Here is a 15,547-nt window from a genome sequence, read left to right as displayed (position 1 = left end):
GTTCTAGCGGGGCGGCCGCACCCGATCCCATTCCGAACTCGGCCGTGAAACGCCCCAGCGCCCATGATACTTCGTCTCAAGACGCGGGAAAGTCGGTCGCCGCCAGGTCTGCAAATCGCAAGTTGTCCGATAAAATCTTCTTCACACCATACCACGCAAAGCCCCTCGCGCTCACCAGCCGAGGGGCTTTTTGCGTTCAGGGGCTCCGGGAGTAGCTGCTGTGCCCCTGACGGGACCGTGATCCGGCGGCAGCCGCAAAACCCAGTGCCGCGTTCTTGCCGCATCATTCCGTCGGCTTAGTTCTTGTGGGACACCGCATTCGCGACGAATGGCGGGCCTTCGCAGGGAGAATTGCGGCATGAACACCAAGCTCTACACCGTCACCGTCGTCATGGCCGTGATGCTTGCGGCCGCCGGCTGCAGCCGGACCCAGAAGACCATCGGCGGCGCGGCCGTCGGCGGTGTCGGCGGCGCCGTCATCGGCAATGCGGTCGGCGGTACCGGCGGTGCGGTCATCGGCGGCGTCGGCGGTGCGGTCGCCGGCGGCGCCATCGGCCGGAACCTCTAGGCGGGTCAGACCCGACCGTCCAAAGCGACCCGGCCCGCCCTGCCGGCCGGGTCGCTATCGGTGCGCGGCCGACTCCCGCCCGGCGACCGCGATCACTAGGCTCGTCCGCCTTCCGAGAAAAGCCGCAGAATTTCCGTTGACGTAAACGGTAGAGCGTTCCGTTTCTCCCCAGTCTGCGCTATCGGTATGGGCGGACAACGGGAGGTGTCGAGAATGCAGAAACCCTGGTTGCAGATCTATCCGGACGGCGTTCCGGCCGAGCTGCCGGATTTCCCCTATCATTCCCTCGGCGAGCTGCTGAGCGAAGCGTTCATCCAGCACAAGGACCAGCCGGCGTTCCACTTCATGGGCGCCACCATGCGGTTTAAGGAGCTGGACGAAGAGTCACGCCATTTCGCCGCCTTCCTGCAGTCGCTGGGACTGCAGAAGGGTGACCGCGTCGCGCTGATGATGCCGAACCTGTTCCAGTATCCGGTGGCGGTCGCGGGCGTGTTGCGGGCCGGGCTGATCGTGGTCAACACCAACCCGCTCTATACGCCGCGGGAGCTGTCGCACCAGCTGCGCGATTCCGGCGCCAAGGCGATCGTCATTCTCGAGAACATGGCCTCGACGCTCGAGGCCTGCCGGGCCGAGACGCCGGTCGAGCATGTCATCGTGACGTCGATGGGCGACATGCTGCCGACATTGAAGCGGCACCTGGTCAATTTCGTCGTCCGCAAGGTGCGCAAGATGGTGCCGGCCTACAAGCTGGACGGGGCCATCGCCTTCCGCGATGCCATGGCGCGCGGGCGGGCGGCGAGCTTCACCGCGGTCGCCTCGGAGCGCGACGAGCCGGCGGTGCTGCAATATACCGGCGGCACGACCGGCGTTTCCAAGGGCGCGACCCTGACCCATGGCAATATCATTGCCAATGTCCTGCAGTCGGAAGCCTGGCACGCGCCGGCGCTGAAGAACATGCCGGCGAACGAGCAGATCACGACGGTCTGCGCGCTGCCGCTCTACCATATCTTCGGTTTCACCGTGAACATGATGCTGTCGATGCGCACCGGCGGCTGCAACATCCTGATTCCCAATCCGCGCGACATTCCCGCGACGCTGAAGGAGCTGAAGAAGTATCGCTTCCACTCCTTCCCGGCGGTCAACACACTGTTCGGCGCCCTGGCGCGGCACCCCGACGCCAAGAGTGTCGACTGGTCGCATCTGCGCCTGTCGGTGGGCGGCGGCATGGCCGTCCAGGCGGCGACGGCGGAGCTGTGGCGCAAGCAGACCGGCTGTTCGATCTGCGAGGGCTACGGCCTGTCGGAAACCGCGCCGTCGGCCTGCTGCAATCCAACCGATTCCACCGAATACAGCGGGACGATCGGCGTGCCGATCCCCTCGACCGAGCTGAAGATCCTCGACGAGGAGGGCGGCGAGGTGCCGATGGGCGAACGCGGCGAGATCGCCATCCGCGGCCCGCAGGTCATGGTCGGCTACTGGAACCGTCCCGACGAAACGGCCCGGGTGATGACCGCCGACGGCTTCTTCCGCACCGGCGATATCGGCGTGATGGACGAGACCGGCCGGTTCAGGATCGTCGACCGCAAGAAGGACATGATCAACGTCTCCGGCTTCAACGTCTATCCCAACGAGATCGAGGAGATCGTCACGCGGATGCCCGGCGTCGTGGAAGCGGCCGCGATCGCCATCCCGGACGAGAATTCCGGCGAGGCGGTGAAGCTGTTCGTCGTGGCGAGCGATCCGGAGCTGACGGCCGACAAGGTCAAGGCGTTCTGCCGGGACAATCTGACCGGCTACAAGCGGCCGCGCGAGGTGGAGTTCCGCGACGAGCTGCCCAAGAGCGGCGTCGGCAAGGTGCTGCGGCGCGAATTGCGCAACTGAACCGTCGCAGCCGAAGCATCGGCGGCAGCGGCCGCCGTGGCTTCGGCCCGGAGGGCAGGTGGCGACGCTTCTCAACCGACGCCACCTCTGCTAGCCTTTCGGGCCTGACAGGAGGGATCGGCCCGCGAGCGTCGCGTGAGCCGGAGAGGATTTCGTTTTCTCGAAATTCCACGAGATTTCCTCTTCACATTCATCCGCCTGTCGCATATATGGAGGTCACCGGCGACGCGGAACGCGCCGCACGGCAATGGCGCGGGGTGGAGCAGCCCGGTAGCTCGTCAGGCTCATAACCTGAAGGTCACAGGTTCAAATCCTGTCCCCGCAACCAAGTTTCAAACACTCCCGCGAGCCCCGGCTCCGGGAGTGTTTGTCGTTTGGGGCCTCTGTTGTGTCGCTGTTGGGTCGGTTCTGGCGCTGCAATCTCTCAGCGTCCGTCTGGCGTGGCCGAAACCTCTGGCCTTGCCTGCATGGTCCGCTTTTCGGACCCCGCTACGACTCCCCCCAGACCGATCTATTCCCGCGGCCCGGACAGGGCGTCCTGGACGCTGCCGGCGAATGTCGCCATGGCGTCGGCCGTCTGCCGGTTCGCCGGAAAGAAGCTCTCGATGGCGATTCCGGCCAGGGTGACGTCGGTGGCCGTGCCGAACATCGTGGTGGTGCTGAGGAAGGTCAGCGGCCCGTGCGGGCTGGCGATGATCAGCGGCACGGCCACGGCCGGTTCGGGCGGTTCCGGGGTTGGTGACAAGTCGACCGCGATGGACGCCGGGTAGGATTCGAGCTCCTCAAGGAGAGCGGCCAGCACGGGGTCGGCCGACAGGGCGACGTCGCGGGCGAGGCGCCGCAGGAGATGCGCGCGCCATTCGGCGAAATTCACGATCCGCGGGGCCAGTCCCTCCGGATGCAGGCCGAGGCGCAGGACATTGACTGCGCCGGCGAGGAGGTGCCCCGCGACGCCGTCCGTCAGGGCCGCAATCGCGGCATTGGCGGAAAGCAGCGTCCAGTGACGGTCCACGGCCAGGGCAGGGTGGGGCGCGTGGCCGGCCAGGATCCGGTCGATAATTTCTCTGGCGGCGGTCAGTTCGGCGTCCGCCAGATCGTGCTGCGGGAAGATCGGCGCAAAGCCGGCCGCAAGGAGAAGGGCGTTGCGCGCCTCCAGCGGCATGTCGAGATGGTCCGTAAGGCGCAGGAGCATCGCACGGCTCGGCGCCGACCGGCCTGATTCCAGAAAGCTGAGATGGCGTTGGGAAATGCCGGCATCGAGGGCGAGACCGAGCTGGCTGAAGCGCCGCCGCTGCCGCCATTGGCGCAAGAGGTCTCCCGCGGATCGTCGTGCGCGTGTCATGGCCGTGTCTCCACAACCCCGCCTGGCCTGCGCAATGACCTCGGACGTAATCGACAGAGGTCCCATACGCGATCAGGATCGCCGGCAGCGGCCCGGCGGATCGAGCCGCATCGCTCAGGAAAGGCTGAACCGATGGAACGCCATGCGCGCATTCCCACCCTCCGCACCCTGCTGACCCTTGATGCCGTCACCTGCACCGTGATGGGCGGTCTCCTCCTGGCCGCCTCCGGCCCCATCGCCAGCGTGACGCAGATTCCCGCCGGCTTTCTTTCGGGCGCCGGCATGCTTCTCCTCCCGATCGCCGCCTTCATGGTCGCCGTCGCCCGGCTTCGACCGATACCGGGCTGGGCGGCTCACATGGTCGTTCTCGGCAATGCGCTGTGGGTCGTCGCCAGCGTGGCCTTGCCTGTGAGCGGCGTTCTCGCGCCCAATCTTCCTGGCTGGATCTGTCTCCTCGCCCAGGCCGGTGTCGTCGCTCTTCTGGCCGTTCTCGAGTTCGAGACGGCACAGCGGTCCGGTCGGGCACTGGCCTGAAAATGAACAGGGAGGCCGCCATGCCCGCTTACGCCATCGCCCATCTGCGCAATGTCACTCTGAACCAGGGCATTGTCGACTATCTCGAGCGGATCGACGCCACGCTGGCGCCGTTTGGCGGCCGCTTCCTCATCCATGGCGGCGCGAAGGAGCTTTGTGAGGGAGAGGTGACCGACGACATCGTCGTTCTCGCCTTCCCGGACATGGGCCTGGCGCGGGCATGGTACGGTTCGCCGGACTATCAGGCCATCAGGCCCCTGCGGATGCAGGGCACGGAGGGCGAGATCTTCCTGATCGAGGGTGTCGGCGACGATCACCGGGCGACCGACATCTTACCGAAAGAAAAGGCGGGCGGGGCCTGAACCCGTTCGTCCGGCTGGCGGTCGTTGCCATGGCTTGCCGAGCGGGGAGAGTTGCCGGGATCGCCCTTCCGGCCCGCCCGGCGCGATCGTAGTCGGAGTGTCGGCTTGGTCCAAAAGGCCGCCCGGCGGTGTGGGCGGAGCATCACCCCGCCACGCATCGCTGGGCGGCACTGCCGCTCTAGCAATTGGCGGCGATACCGTCGGCGTCCTCGGCGGCACGGGCCGTCCGGCAGGCGGCGCTGCGGGTGGCGTTGTTCAGCCCCTCCTTCGCGTCGTCGAGAGCCTTGCTGCCGGCCTCGCGCGCCTGGTCGATGGCCGGACCGGCGGCCTCGGACAGGTCTTCCAGCGCCGAACGGGCTGCTTCGCCGGTCTGGCGCCCGGCCTCGCCGATCGCCTCCATGGCTTCGCCGGTCTCGCGTTCGGTCGTCGACGGCGCGGAAGCCGGCTCGCTGGTGGTGGACACGGCCGGATCGGCGGCGTCGGTCTCGGTTTCGTCGCTGCATGCCGAGAGGGCCAGAAGCGCCGTCAGGGCGATGGGAATGAGCTTGTTCATGGTGGGAACTCCTTTGCCCTGCCATCTAGGCGGCGGGCGAAGGAGGTCACGGGGCGTTGTACAGAATGCGGCCGATGCTCGTGCAGTCCGAGAAATGCGCCTCGCGGCGGGTAGGTTCGCACGGCACGCCGAAACAGACGCGCGCCCGCACGAACGAAACCGGCAGGACCGTATCGCGATCAACGCAGTCAGAAATGTCGAGATGGGGAAAATTGGAGCGGGCGATGGGATTCGAACCCACGACCCCAACCTTGGCAAGGTTGTGCTCTACCCCTGAGCTACGCCCGCCCGCTCCGTGCGGCGCCTGAGCGCCGCGGACGAGCGGTGTATGCCCCAATCATCGGTGGATTGCAACAGCGAAATGACGGGAATCGAACGGGATTTTCGTGATGGCCTGTGGGGGCCGGAATGCGCGGGATTCCGGGGTGTCTGGCGAGGGATCCGACGGGGTCCCGGAGCCACGGAGTGCGGGGGGCGCAGCGGTCGGGAAGGGTCGTAAGGTGCCGATGGGCGGCGCAGGAGGGCGGAAAGGGCCGCGGGCTGAACGAGATCAAAGGCAGCACGGGAGACGACGATCCTCTCCCAGGATCTTTCAGACTGGACCCGAGCTAAGACGCTCATGCTCGACCAACCGGGCCAGATCGCGCTGGAGATCGTGTCGTGAATCCGGTGCCATTGTCATGCCGGGCGGCGCAGCGGTTCGGGGACGGGACTTCGCAAGCGGGCGCAGGTGCGGTAACCGGCGGCTGTTCGCCAATCGCAAGGGAAGACGCCTGATGAAGGACCGCGACGCTCTGATGGCCTATCTCGACGGGCTCGGCATCGCCACCACGACCGTGGCGCACCCGCCGCTGCACACGGTGGAGGAAAGCCAGGCGCTGCGCGGCACGATCGCCGGCGGGCACACCAAGAACCTGTTCCTGAAGGACAAGAAGGGGACGATCTTCCTGGTCGTCGCCGAAGAGAGCCGGACGGTCGATCTGAAGGGCCTGCACAAGCGCATCGGCGCATCGGGGCGGCTGTCCTTCGCCAGCGCCGACCAGATGCGCGCGTTGCTCGGCGTCGAGCCGGGATCGGTGACCGCCTTCGGCGTCGTCAACGATCGCGACGGCATGGTCCGGCTCGTGCTTGATGAAGGCCTTCTGATGCACGATATGGTGAACTGCCATCCCATGACCAACGAAGCGACGACGACGATCGCGACGGCGGACCTGATGGCGTTCTTCCAATCAACGGGGCACGAGCCGCTTGTCATCGGGCTCGAGGCGCCGGCCGGCGACGGACAGGCAGAATGAGCGACAATCCCTACGCCCCCTACGGCGGCACCTCCTATGGCGGCTACGGCCAGCAGTCGACCACGCCGGCGGCGCCGTCCGCCGCCGCGCCGCGCCAGCCCGCGGCCCCGGCAGCGCCCGCCGCTCCGACGACCACCCTGCAGGGTTTCGGCGACGCCTCCGCCCCGGCCGCAGCCGACCTCGTCAAGGACACGACGACGGCGCAGTTCCCGGCCGACGTCATCCAGGAATCGCGCAACCAGCCGGTGCTCGTCGATTTCTGGGCGCCCTGGTGCGGCCCCTGCAAGCAGCTGACGCCGATCCTGGAGCGCGCCGTCGCGGCCGCCGGCGGCAAGGTGAAGCTGGTCAAGATGAATATCGACGACCATCCGTCGATCGCCGGTCAGCTCGGCGTGCAGTCGATCCCGGCGGTGTTCGCCTTTGTCGGCGGGCAGCCGGTGGACGGCTTCATGGGCGCGCTGCCCGAGAGCGAGATCAAGGCCTTCATCGATCGCGTGACCAAGGGCCAGGGGGGCAGCGGCAACGATCCGGTGGCCCAGGCGATGGAGCAGGCGAACCAGCTTCTGGCCGATGGCGACGCCGGCGGTGCGGCACAGATCTTCGGCGCCGTCCTGCAGCACGAGCCGGGCCATGCCGGCGCGACGGGCGGCCTGGCCGAATGCTATCTGGCGACCGGCGACGCGGCCCGCGCCAAGGCGCTGATCGACCAGTATGACGTCGCCGGCGAGGGGAAGACCGAGGACCCGGCCGTGGAAGCGGTGCGCACCAAGCTGAAGCTCGCCGAGGAGATCGCCCAGCTCGGCGATCCGGTGCTGCTGCAGCAGCGCATCGAGAGCGATCCGGACGATCACCGGGCGCGCTACGACCTGGCGCTGATCGCCCAGGCCAAGGGCGACCGCCAGACGGCGGCGGGGCACCTCCTGGAGATCATCCGCCGTGACCGCAGCTTCGACGACGATGCGGCCCGCACCAAGCTCCTGGAGTTCTTCCAGGCCTGGGGACCGACCGATCCGGCGACCAAGGACGCGCGGCGGCGCCTGTCGGGCCTCCTGTTCTCCTGAATTCCGTTCCGGACCGCGCGACAATGCGCGGTCCGGTGCGGCCTGTTCGGGGGGACGACAGGGCGCGCCGTGCCTGCCGCCTTCTGCCGCATCCCTTGAGATCGCCGGCGACCGATCCAACTTCGGTGTCTGACACGGAGACATCGTTTGGTTCACGCTGGCAATATCAACTACCGGACCGCTTCGGACCTGCCGGACACGGTCCCGGTGTTCCCGCTCTCGGGAGCCCTGCTCCTGCCGGGCGGTCAACTGCCGCTCAACATCTTCGAGCCGCGCTATCTGGAGATGATCGACGACGCCATGGCGGGCGCGCGGATCATCGGCATGATCCAGCCCAGCCTCGACGGCGGCGCGCGTTCCGACGGCGAACCCGAACTCTGCCAGGTCGGCTGCTTCGGCCGGATCACCTCCCTGACCGAATCGGGCGACGGCCGCTACATCCTCAATCTGCATGGCGTGGTGCGCTTCCGGACCCTGGAAGAGCTGGCCACCCGCGCGCCCTATCGCTCCTTCCGGGTCAAGCCGTTCCTCGGCGATCTCGATTTCGGCAAGGGTGCGGACGAGGTGAACCGCGACGCGCTGCTGAAGGCGTTCCGGCAATATCTCGACGCCAACCAGCTCGAGGCCGACTGGGAAAGCGTCACCCGGGCGTCGAACGAGACGCTGGTCAACGCGCTTTGCATGATGTCGCCCTATGGCGCGGCCGAGAAGCAGGCGCTGCTGGAAGCGCCGGACCTGAAGACGCGGGCCGAGACGCTGATCGCGATCACCGAGATCTCGCTGGCCCGCGATGGCGATGGTGGCGACGGTTCGCCGCCACACACGCTGCAATAGGCGACCCATGCCGGCCGACGGCGATTGCGGCCGCTTGGCCGGCGGGCGATAAGACGCGCAACGGCCGCCGCAACGCCGCGCTGAAGGACATGCCATGACCGAGACGAGCCCCCGGCACCAGGCCGGCCAGCCGGACCCCAAGCTGCTGGAGCTGCTGGTGTGCCCGCTGACCAAGACGACGCTGAGCTACGACCGGGAGCGCAACGAGCTGGTGTCGGAGGCGGCGCGGCTCGCCTATCCGATCCGCGACGGCATCCCGATCATGCTGCCGTCCGAGGCGCGCACCCTCGACTGAGCCGCGCCGATTTGTGCCGACATGAAAAGGGCCGGTCGCTGATGCGCCGGCCCTTCGTGCATTGTCTGGATATGCGCAGCTTACTGCTGCCTGGTCTCGGGCGCCGGCGTGGCCTCTTGCGCCTGCGTCAGCACATCGTTCTGCGCCATGACGAGGGCGCGGATGCAGCCTTCCTCGTCCTGCGAGGTCTGGGCGGCGCGCGCCGTCTCGACGTGATCCTCGGCGGTCTCGGTCTTCAGACCGGCCTGGTCGGCCTGGCCGATCAGCGATTCGATCTGGGGCAGGGCCTCGGCGCAGGTCGGGGTCTTCTGCGGTGCGGTCTGGGCTTCCTGGGCGAAGGCGCCGCCGGCGCCGAAGGCGAGAACCGCGGCGGCGAGAAGGGTGGTCTTCATGAGGTCACTCCGTCGATGCGGATCGAAGGCTCCGATCCGTCCATGGCCAGAACCTCGGCGCGGTGGATGGCGGGGACGTGACTGCGAGGTGCTCATTCAGGGACGATTTTCGGGCAGGGGCCATGCTGCGGCCATCTCCCCGCCGTGCCGGTTAACGGCCTCGACGGGGAGGATCGCGATCACCCGGTCAGCCGAGCCAGTCCAGCACGAAGGCGGCGCAGACCGCGATCGAGGCGACCAGCAGCATCAGTTCGATCAGCGGCAGCCGCCGCCGCACCCGCCGCGAGCGGCGAATGTCGTCGCTCGGGTTGCCGCGATCCTCGGTGCAGGGCCCGATCGTGCCTGCCGCCATCAAATGCCGGCTCCGTCGCCCACCGTGGTCGGGTCGGCGCCGTTCTTTCCGGGCAGATCACCGCCGCCGGTCATGAGCGCCAGGAACGGCCGCAGCACGAAGTCGATCGCCGCCAGAAGAACGGCGAAACCGATCCCCAGCCCAAACAGCAGCGCGAGGATGCCGATCATCACCGCACCGGCCGCCCGGTAGCGGATCAGCTTGCCGTGGCCCTTGCGATGCTCGCCCTCGGCGGCGCCGAACCACAGGGCCTGCGCCCGGGCGAGAGGGGACAGCGGCGCTTCGGCCGGCACGGCCTGGGTGATCTCGTCGGAGGCGGAGACCGTGCGCACGATGCCGAGCGCCATGGTCTCGTTGGTCAGCGAATCGATCAGGATGAAGGAGCCGAGCTCGCGGTTTTCCTCGTAGGTCGTCGCCATCACCGGCCGGTCGAAGCCGAGGGTGATCTGGCCGATCTCGTTCATCAGAAGAACGTTGGCCGCACCGGATTCGAAGGTGTGGATGTCGATGGCGTTGTCGAGGCTGCGCACCGAGGCGGGCGTCGTCGAGGTGGCGAGGCGCGCGACGTAGCGACCGCCGGAAATCAGCGGCCGGTCGGCCATCCAAAGGATGTCGGCGGTCACGGTCTTCTGGGCGGCGATCGTGTCGGAGGGCCCGACGAGGACATCGCCGCGCGAGACATCGACCTCGTCGGCAAGGGTGAGGGTGACCGCCTCGCCGGCCTCGGCGCTGGCCACCTCGCCGTCGGGACCCCAGACCGCCTTGACGGTGGTGGTGCGGCGGCCGGGCATGACGGCGATCGCGTCGCCGGGGGCGACACGCCCGCCGACGATGGTGCCGGCAAAGCCGCGGAAGTCGAGATTGGGGCGGTTGACCCACTGCACCGGCAGGCGGAACGGCGCCGAGCCGGCGTCGAAGGTCTCCGGTGTCGCGGTCTCCAGGCGCTGCAGCAGCGTCTGGCCATCATACCAGGGCATGTTCGGCGACGGGGCGGCGATGTTGTCGCCATTCTTAGCCGACAGCGGCACATAGGAGACGTCGGTGAAGCCGAGCTGCGGCAGGATCGCCTCGTAGTCGCGCCGGATCGCCTCGTAGCGTTCCTGGCTGAAGTCGACGAGGTCCATCTTGTTGATGGCGATCACGACGCTCTTGATGCCGACGAGCGAGGTGATGAAGGAGTGCCGCCGCGTCTGCGGCAGGATGCCCTTGCGCGCATCGACGAGGATGACGGCGAGCTCGGCCTGCGAGGCGCCGGTCGCCATGTTGCGGGTGTACTGCTCGTGGCCCGGCGTGTCGGCGATGATGAAGGCGCGGTTGCCGGTCGAGAAATAGCGATAGGCGACATCGATGGTGATGCCCTGCTCGCGCTCTGCCGACAGGCCGTCGACCAGCAGCGCGAAGTCGAGATCCTCGCCGGTCGTGCCGAACTTGCGGGAATCGCGCTTCAGCGTGTCCATCTGGTCGTCGAAGACCGCATTGGTCTCGAAGAGCAGACGGCCGATCAGGGTCGACTTGCCGTCGTCCACCGAGCCGCAGGTGATGAAGCGCAGGAGGGATTCGGCCGGCGCCAGCGCAGGCTGCATGGCGGCCTGCGGATCGACCACGGCCACATCGCCATCGTCGGGCGCGGGGCCTGCGAAGCGTTCGTCCTCGGCGATCACGGCGGGATTGGCATGGCCGGTGAGGGCGGTGTCGACCGCATCCTCGCGGGGGCGTTTCTGCACGGCGATGGTCATGTCAGAAATAGCCTTCCTGCTTCTTCTCTTCCATCGAGGCGCCGGAATCCTGGTCGATGACCCGACCCTGGCGCTCGGAGGTGCGGGAGCCCCGCATTTCTAAGATGATGTCCTTGAGATCGGCCGCCTCGGATTCCACCGCGCCGGTCAGCGGGTAGCAGCCAAGGGTGCGGAAGCGGACCATCATGTTCTCGACGGTCTCGCCCGGGCGCAGTTCCATGCGCTCGTCGTCGCGCATGATCAGCGCGCCGTCGCGGCGCACGATCGGCCGGGTCTTGGCGAAATAGAGCGGCACCACCGGGATGTTCTCCAGGGCGATGTAGTCCCACACATCCTGCTCGGTCCAGTTGGACAGCGGGAAGACGCGGAAGCTCTCGCCCTTCTTCTTGCGGGTGTTGAACAGCCGCCAGGGCTCGGGCCGCTGGTTCTTGGCGTCCCAGCGATGTTCGGCCGAACGCAGCGAGAAGATGCGCTCCTTGGCGCGGGACTTCTCCTCGTCGCGGCGCGCGCCGCCGAAGGCCGCGTCGAACTGGTACTTGTCGAGGGCCTGCTTTAGCGCCTGGGTCTTCATCACCTCGGTGTGCACCCGGCTGCCCGAGGCGAACGGGCTGATGCCGTCGCGCACGCCGTCCTGATTGGTGTGGACGATGAGGTCGAGGCCCAGCTCGCGCGCCCGGCGGTCGCGGAACTCGATCATCTCGCGAAACTTCCAGGTCGTGTCGACATGAAGCAGCGGGAAGGGCGGCTTGCCGGGGGCGAAGGCCTTCATGGCGAGATGCAGCATGACGGCCGAATCCTTGCCGATCGAATACATCATCACCGGATTGTCGGCGGTCGCCGCAACCTCGCGGATGATGAAGATCGACTCGGCCTCAAGCCGCTGCAGATGGGTCATGTGCTTCATTGCGGGAGCCTTTCGAAGGCCGCGTCCCCTTCGGCGGGACGGTTGTTGTCGGCGCGCATGGGCCGGCCGTCGTCATCGACATGCAGGCCGCATTCGCGCTTGGTCTCTTCTTCCCACCACCAGCGGCCGGCCCGCTCGGGCTCGCCCGGCCGGATGGCGCGGGTGCAGGGCGCACAGCCGATCGACAGGAAGTTCTGCGCGTGCAGCGCGTTCACCGGCACGCCTTCGGCGGCGGTGAAGGAGGCGATGCGTTCGCGCGTCCAGTCGAAGATCGGGTTCGCCTTGATCAGCCCGCGGGCGCCGTCGAAGGCGACGTAATCCATGTCGGAACGGTTGGCCGACTGGTCGCGGCGCAGGCCGGTGATCCAGCCCGCTGCCCCGGCCAGCGCCCGGCCGAGCGGCTCCACCTTGCGCACGCCGCAGCAATTCTTGCGAAATTCCGGCGCGTAGTAGAAGCCGTCGATGCCCTGATCGTTGACCAGTTCCTCCAGCGCTTCGGCCTGCGGATACATCGCCCGGATGCGACGGCCGTATTTCTCCTCGGTCTCGCGCCACAGCGCGTAGGTCTCGGGAAACAGCCGGCCGGTGTCCAGCGTCTTCACCTGGATCGGCAGATCGTTCGAGAAGATCAGATGGGTGATCATCTGGTCCTCGATGCCGAGACTGGTGGTGAAGACGACGGGACCGTCGACGCGCGCGACCATCGCCTGCAGGCGTTCGAGCGGCGTCAGGCCCGCGAATTCACCGTTCAGTGTCGCGGCCAGATCGGGCAGGGTTGCGGTCATCGTTTCAAGCCTCGCGGGCGGCCAGCCGTTTTCTCAGAATGCTGCGGTCGTCGCCGTAGCCGTTCTGGTAGTGGCGGCTCATGGTGTCCTTGGCCTCCATCCACTGCTGGACGGGCTGGCGGTTGGCCATGGTCTCGGGCAGCTCCACCTCGTCGAAGCCGCAGGCCAGCGCATCGGCGAACTGGTCGGCGATGAGCGGGCCCGAAGCGCGCAGCGTGCCCTCGAAGCCGGCCCGGCGCAGGCGCTTGGCCAGCGAGAAGCCGCGGCCATCGGAGAAGGCCGGGAACTCGACCACGACCAGGTCCACGTCCGCCAGCAACGGCGCGATGTCCTCCACCGCGGCGTTGTTGGGTACCGACAGGCCGAAGCGGCGGCCGGCGAGATGGTCCTTGGCCGCCTCTGCCAGGGCCAGCGGCACGATCAGCGCGCCATCCGTGCCTAGGGCCTCGATGCTGTCGACGCGGCGATAATGGTCCGACGTCTCGCCGGTCTCGCGGATCAGGGTCATTCGGCTGCCTCCGTCGCGGCCTGGCGCGAAGCGATATAGGCGGTGAAGCCGGCCTTGAACGGCTCCAGCCCGGCGCGGCGCACGGTCTGGATGAACTCCTCGCCCTCCCGGCGCTCGCCGAGATAGACCTGCACGATGCTCTCGATCGCGCCCGGCACGTCCTCGGCGTCGATGCCGGGGCCGAGGCGCTCGCCAAGGGCGGCGTTCTCCGTGGCGTCGCCGCCGACGGTGATCTGGTAGTTCTCCTTGCCGGCCTTTTCGAGGCCGAGAATGCCGATGGCACCGACATGGTGGTGGCCGCAGGCATTGATGCAGCCGGAGATCTTGATCGGCAGCGGGCCGATGTCGCGCTGGCGGTCCTCGTCCTGGAACGTCCGGGCGATCTCCTGGGCGATCGGGATCGATTTCGCCGTCGCCAGCGCGCAATAGTCGAGGCCGGGGCAGGCGATGATGTCGGTGACGAGGCCGGCATTGGCCGTCGCCAGGCCCGCCGCCTTCAGCGCCGCATAGACCGCCGGCACCTCGTCCTTCTTCACATAGGGAAGGACGAGGTTCTGCGAATGGGTGACGCGCAGCTCCGACAGGGAATGGCGCTCGGCGATGTCGGCGAAGACGCGCATCTGCTCGGCCGACATGTCGCCCGGCACCTCGCCGATGGCCTTCAGCGAGATGGTCAGGGCGATGTAGCCAGGCTGCTTGTGGGCAAAGCCGTTCTGCGTGACGAAATGATCGAGGCCCGGATCGGCGCGGCGCGCGGCTTCCAGCGTCTCGGAGGTGTCGGGCAGGGTCTCGTAGGCCGGCGGCGCGAAATAGGCGGCGATGCGCGCGACCTCGTCCTCGGGCGCGTTGATCGTCGGCCCGTCGAGCTGGGCGTATTCGGCCTCGACCCGGCGGCGGAATTCCTCCTCGCCGGTCTCGTGGACAAGAATCTTCACCCGCGCCTTGAACTTGTTGTCGCGCCGGCCCTCGGAATTGTAGACCCGCATGATCGCCTCGAGATAGGCGAGCAGCTCGTCGCGCGGAATGAAGTCGCGAACGATCTTGCCGATCATCGGCGTGCGGCCGAGACCGCCGCCCACGACGACCTCGTAGCCGGGCTCGCCGTCCGGGCCGCGCTTCATCTTCAGCCCGACGTCGTGGACCATGATCGCGGCGCGGTCGTGCTCGGCGCCGGTGACGGCAATCTTGAACTTGCGCGGCAGCCAGGTGAATTCGGGATGCAGGCTCGACCACTGGCGGATCAGCTCGGCGGTCGGGCGCGGATCCTCCACCTCGTCGGCGGCGACGCCGGCGAACTGGTCGGCGGTGACGTTGCGGATGCAGTTGCCGGAGGTCTGGATGCAGTGCATCTCGACATCGGCGAGCATGTCGAGGATCGCCGGCACGTCCTTCAGCTTCGGCCAGTTGAACTGCAGGTTCTGACGCGTGGTGAAGTGGCCGTAGCCCTTGTCGTAGGTCTCGGCGATGTCGGCGAGCTGGCGCAGCTGCTTCGAGCTCAGCGTGCCGTAGGGCACGGCGATGCGCAGCATGTAGGCGTGGAGCTGGAGATAGAGGCCGTTCTTCAGCCGCAGCGGCTTGAACTCGTCTTCCGAGAGCGAGCCGTCCAGCCGCCGGGCCACCTGACCGCGGAACTGGGCCACGCGTTCGCGCACGAACTCCTCGTCGAACTCGTCATAGCGATACATGCTCGTGTCCTCTTCAAGCTCGTCTCGGCGCCGGTCCGGCCGGCTGCCATCCCCTGTCGCGCAGATGCGCGGCTCAGGCGGGCGTCTCGTATTCGGCCTGCTTGCCCATGTCCGGATGGATCGACGGACCCTTCTGGCGCATGGCGTCGCGAAAATGCCGGGCGACCGGCAGGCCGGACCCCTCGATGTCGACTGGAACGAGATAGGGGTCGACCACCATGTTGGCGGCGAGCGCCGCCTTGCCCTCGGCCTCCATGGCGTCGGCCGTCTCGGCGTCATAGGCGACGCGGGCCTTGGACGGGTCGAGCGTCCAGCCGCTGTCGGCGAGGAAGACGACGTCGCCTTCCAGAAGGTGATTGGCCATCACGATCGCCGGCAGCTTGTCGCCCCTGACCTTCGATCCGGCGCGGTGATCCTTCGCCATGTCGGTTGCTCCCTGCCATCGGCCCCATAAGGCCAC

At 67.6% G+C, this 15,547-nt stretch carries 19 protein-coding genes, 2 tRNA genes and 1 rRNA gene; 10 read left to right on the top strand and 12 right to left on the bottom strand.

Annotation, left to right across the window (positions count from 1 at the left end):
* The 4 genes from rrf to J3367_RS14360 all read left to right on the top strand — a co-directional run.
* Positions 1–108, top strand: a 5S ribosomal RNA gene (gene rrf, locus J3367_RS14375); the annotation flags it as partial.
* Positions 109–358: 250 nt separating this feature from the next.
* Positions 359–568, top strand: a complete 210-nt coding sequence (locus J3367_RS14370) for a hypothetical protein (RefSeq protein WP_024351957.1) — start codon at positions 359–361, stop codon at positions 566–568.
* A 213-nt stretch (positions 569–781) separates the two neighbouring features.
* Positions 782–2,449: a long-chain-fatty-acid--CoA ligase gene (locus tag J3367_RS14365; protein ID WP_024351956.1), complete on the top strand. Its 1,668-nt coding sequence runs from the start codon at positions 782–784 to the stop codon at positions 2,447–2,449.
* Between the two features lie 251 nt (positions 2,450–2,700).
* Positions 2,701–2,777, top strand: a tRNA-Met gene (locus J3367_RS14360).
* A gap of 183 nt (positions 2,778–2,960) precedes the next feature.
* On the opposite strand, the gene J3367_RS14355 is transcribed toward J3367_RS14360, so the two are convergent.
* Positions 2,961–3,791 (bottom strand): helix-turn-helix transcriptional regulator, encoded by an 831-nt coding sequence (locus J3367_RS14355; RefSeq protein ID WP_024351955.1) that lies wholly within the window; start codon positions 3,789–3,791, stop codon positions 2,961–2,963.
* Positions 3,792–3,923: 132 nt separating this feature from the next.
* Here J3367_RS14355 and J3367_RS14350 point away from each other — a divergent pair, with 132 nt between their 5' ends.
* Positions 3,924–4,325, top strand: a complete 402-nt coding sequence (locus J3367_RS14350) for a hypothetical protein (protein ID WP_024351954.1) — start codon at positions 3,924–3,926, stop codon at positions 4,323–4,325.
* A 20-nt stretch (positions 4,326–4,345) separates the two neighbouring features.
* Positions 4,346–4,687 carry a DUF1330 domain-containing protein gene (locus tag J3367_RS14345; RefSeq protein WP_024351953.1) on the top strand — a complete coding sequence of 114 codons (342 nt, stop codon included), beginning with the start codon at positions 4,346–4,348 and terminating at the stop codon, positions 4,685–4,687.
* 178 nt (positions 4,688–4,865) lie between these two features.
* Here the strand turns inward: J3367_RS14345 and J3367_RS14340 are convergent, their stop codons facing one another.
* From J3367_RS14340 to J3367_RS14330, 3 genes are all read right to left on the bottom strand, one after another.
* Entirely contained in the window at positions 4,866–5,240 is a 375-nt protein-coding gene (locus J3367_RS14340; protein WP_024351952.1) for a hypothetical protein, read from the bottom strand.
* A 46-nt stretch (positions 5,241–5,286) separates the two neighbouring features.
* On the bottom strand, positions 5,287–5,481 hold the full coding sequence (locus J3367_RS14335; RefSeq protein WP_024351951.1) for a hypothetical protein: 195 nt from the start codon (positions 5,479–5,481) through the stop codon (positions 5,287–5,289).
* Positions 5,454–5,528: transfer RNA gene (locus J3367_RS14330), tRNA-Gly, on the bottom strand. The genes J3367_RS14335 and J3367_RS14330 overlap by 28 nt, the downstream gene beginning before the upstream one ends.
* A 488-nt stretch (positions 5,529–6,016) precedes the next feature.
* Between J3367_RS14330 and J3367_RS14325 the strand changes: the two genes are divergently transcribed.
* The 4 genes from J3367_RS14325 to J3367_RS14310 all read left to right on the top strand — a co-directional run bounded on the left by J3367_RS14325 (position 6,017) and on the right by J3367_RS14310 (position 8,725).
* Positions 6,017–6,535: a prolyl-tRNA synthetase associated domain-containing protein gene (locus tag J3367_RS14325; RefSeq protein WP_029703681.1), complete on the top strand. Its 519-nt coding sequence runs from the start codon at positions 6,017–6,019 to the stop codon at positions 6,533–6,535.
* On the top strand, positions 6,532–7,596 hold the full coding sequence (trxA, locus tag J3367_RS14320; protein WP_024351949.1) for a thioredoxin: 1,065 nt from the start codon (positions 6,532–6,534) through the stop codon (positions 7,594–7,596). Before J3367_RS14325 ends, trxA begins: the two co-directional genes overlap by 4 nt.
* Before the next feature lie 147 nt (positions 7,597–7,743).
* The gene (locus J3367_RS14315) at positions 7,744–8,430 is read left to right on the top strand and encodes an LON peptidase substrate-binding domain-containing protein (protein ID WP_024351948.1); all 687 of its coding nucleotides are present in this window, start codon (positions 7,744–7,746) and stop codon (positions 8,428–8,430) included.
* A gap of 94 nt (positions 8,431–8,524) precedes the next feature.
* Complete coding sequence (locus J3367_RS14310) at positions 8,525–8,725, top strand: Trm112 family protein (RefSeq protein ID WP_024351947.1); 201 nt, start codon at positions 8,525–8,527, stop codon at positions 8,723–8,725.
* An 80-nt stretch (positions 8,726–8,805) separates the two neighbouring features.
* Here the strand turns inward: J3367_RS14310 and J3367_RS14305 are convergent, their stop codons facing one another.
* The 8 genes from J3367_RS14305 to J3367_RS14270 all read right to left on the bottom strand — a co-directional run bounded on the left by J3367_RS14305 (position 8,806) and on the right by J3367_RS14270 (position 15,511).
* Positions 8,806–9,117: a hypothetical protein gene (locus J3367_RS14305; RefSeq protein WP_024351946.1), complete on the bottom strand. Its 312-nt coding sequence runs from the start codon at positions 9,115–9,117 to the stop codon at positions 8,806–8,808.
* A 187-nt stretch (positions 9,118–9,304) separates the two neighbouring features.
* Positions 9,305–9,469, bottom strand: a complete 165-nt coding sequence (locus J3367_RS14300; RefSeq protein ID WP_155898553.1) for a hypothetical protein — start codon at positions 9,467–9,469, stop codon at positions 9,305–9,307.
* The gene (gene cysN / locus J3367_RS14295) at positions 9,469–11,205 is read right to left on the bottom strand and encodes a sulfate adenylyltransferase subunit CysN (RefSeq protein ID WP_024351945.1); all 1,737 of its coding nucleotides are present in this window, start codon (positions 11,203–11,205) and stop codon (positions 9,469–9,471) included. Before cysN ends, J3367_RS14300 begins: the two co-directional genes overlap by 1 nt.
* Position 11,206: 1 nt before the next feature.
* On the bottom strand, positions 11,207–12,109 hold the full coding sequence (gene cysD, locus J3367_RS14290) for a sulfate adenylyltransferase subunit CysD (RefSeq protein ID WP_024351944.1): 903 nt from the start codon (positions 12,107–12,109) through the stop codon (positions 11,207–11,209).
* Positions 12,106–12,894: a phosphoadenylyl-sulfate reductase gene (locus J3367_RS14285; RefSeq protein ID WP_024351943.1), complete on the bottom strand. Its 789-nt coding sequence runs from the start codon at positions 12,892–12,894 to the stop codon at positions 12,106–12,108. The genes cysD and J3367_RS14285 overlap by 4 nt, the downstream gene beginning before the upstream one ends.
* 4 nt (positions 12,895–12,898) lie before the next feature.
* Complete coding sequence (locus tag J3367_RS14280; protein ID WP_024351942.1) at positions 12,899–13,402, bottom strand: DUF934 domain-containing protein; 504 nt, start codon at positions 13,400–13,402, stop codon at positions 12,899–12,901.
* The gene (locus tag J3367_RS14275) at positions 13,399–15,087 is read right to left on the bottom strand and encodes a nitrite/sulfite reductase (protein WP_024351941.1); all 1,689 of its coding nucleotides are present in this window, start codon (positions 15,085–15,087) and stop codon (positions 13,399–13,401) included. The genes J3367_RS14280 and J3367_RS14275 overlap by 4 nt, the downstream gene beginning before the upstream one ends.
* A gap of 73 nt (positions 15,088–15,160) precedes the next feature.
* Positions 15,161–15,511: a DUF2849 domain-containing protein gene (locus tag J3367_RS14270; RefSeq protein WP_024351940.1), complete on the bottom strand. Its 351-nt coding sequence runs from the start codon at positions 15,509–15,511 to the stop codon at positions 15,161–15,163.
* Positions 15,512–15,547 lie beyond the last annotated feature (36 nt).

Source organism: Aurantimonas sp. NFXS3, from assembly GCF_049132005.1.
GTDB classification, from domain to species: domain Bacteria; phylum Pseudomonadota; class Alphaproteobacteria; order Rhizobiales; family Rhizobiaceae; genus Aurantimonas; species Aurantimonas coralicida.
The sequence above is the reverse complement of the archived record's forward strand: the minus strand, read 5'-3'. Positions and strand labels throughout refer to the sequence as shown.

Coding starts and splice junctions, on each gene's coding strand:
- J3367_RS14350 (WP_024351954.1), top strand. CDS start 3,924: ATGGAACGCCATGCGCGCATTCCCACCCTCCGCACCCTGCTGACCCTT.
- J3367_RS14355 (WP_024351955.1), bottom strand. CDS start 3,791: ATGACACGCGCACGACGATCCGCGGGAGACCTCTTGCGCCAATGGCGG.
- J3367_RS14340 (WP_024351952.1), bottom strand. CDS start 5,240: ATGAACAAGCTCATTCCCATCGCCCTGACGGCGCTTCTGGCCCTCTCG.
- cysD (WP_024351944.1), bottom strand. CDS start 12,109: ATGAAGCACATGACCCATCTGCAGCGGCTTGAGGCCGAGTCGATCTTC.
- J3367_RS14280 (WP_024351942.1), bottom strand. CDS start 13,402: ATGACCCTGATCCGCGAGACCGGCGAGACGTCGGACCATTATCGCCGC.
- J3367_RS14275 (WP_024351941.1), bottom strand. CDS start 15,087: ATGTATCGCTATGACGAGTTCGACGAGGAGTTCGTGCGCGAACGCGTG.
- J3367_RS14370 (WP_024351957.1), top strand. CDS start 359: ATGAACACCAAGCTCTACACCGTCACCGTCGTCATGGCCGTGATGCTT.
- trxA (WP_024351949.1), top strand. CDS start 6,532: ATGAGCGACAATCCCTACGCCCCCTACGGCGGCACCTCCTATGGCGGC.
- cysN (WP_024351945.1), bottom strand. CDS start 11,205: ATGACCATCGCCGTGCAGAAACGCCCCCGCGAGGATGCGGTCGACACC.
- J3367_RS14310 (WP_024351947.1), top strand. CDS start 8,525: ATGACCGAGACGAGCCCCCGGCACCAGGCCGGCCAGCCGGACCCCAAG.
- J3367_RS14300 (WP_155898553.1), bottom strand. CDS start 9,469: ATGGCGGCAGGCACGATCGGGCCCTGCACCGAGGATCGCGGCAACCCG.
- J3367_RS14270 (WP_024351940.1), bottom strand. CDS start 15,511: ATGGCGAAGGATCACCGCGCCGGATCGAAGGTCAGGGGCGACAAGCTG.
- J3367_RS14305 (WP_024351946.1), bottom strand. CDS start 9,117: ATGAAGACCACCCTTCTCGCCGCCGCGGTTCTCGCCTTCGGCGCCGGC.
- J3367_RS14365 (WP_024351956.1), top strand. CDS start 782: ATGCAGAAACCCTGGTTGCAGATCTATCCGGACGGCGTTCCGGCCGAG.
- J3367_RS14285 (WP_024351943.1), bottom strand. CDS start 12,894: ATGACCGCAACCCTGCCCGATCTGGCCGCGACACTGAACGGTGAATTC.
- J3367_RS14345 (WP_024351953.1), top strand. CDS start 4,346: ATGCCCGCTTACGCCATCGCCCATCTGCGCAATGTCACTCTGAACCAG.
- J3367_RS14325 (WP_029703681.1), top strand. CDS start 6,017: ATGAAGGACCGCGACGCTCTGATGGCCTATCTCGACGGGCTCGGCATC.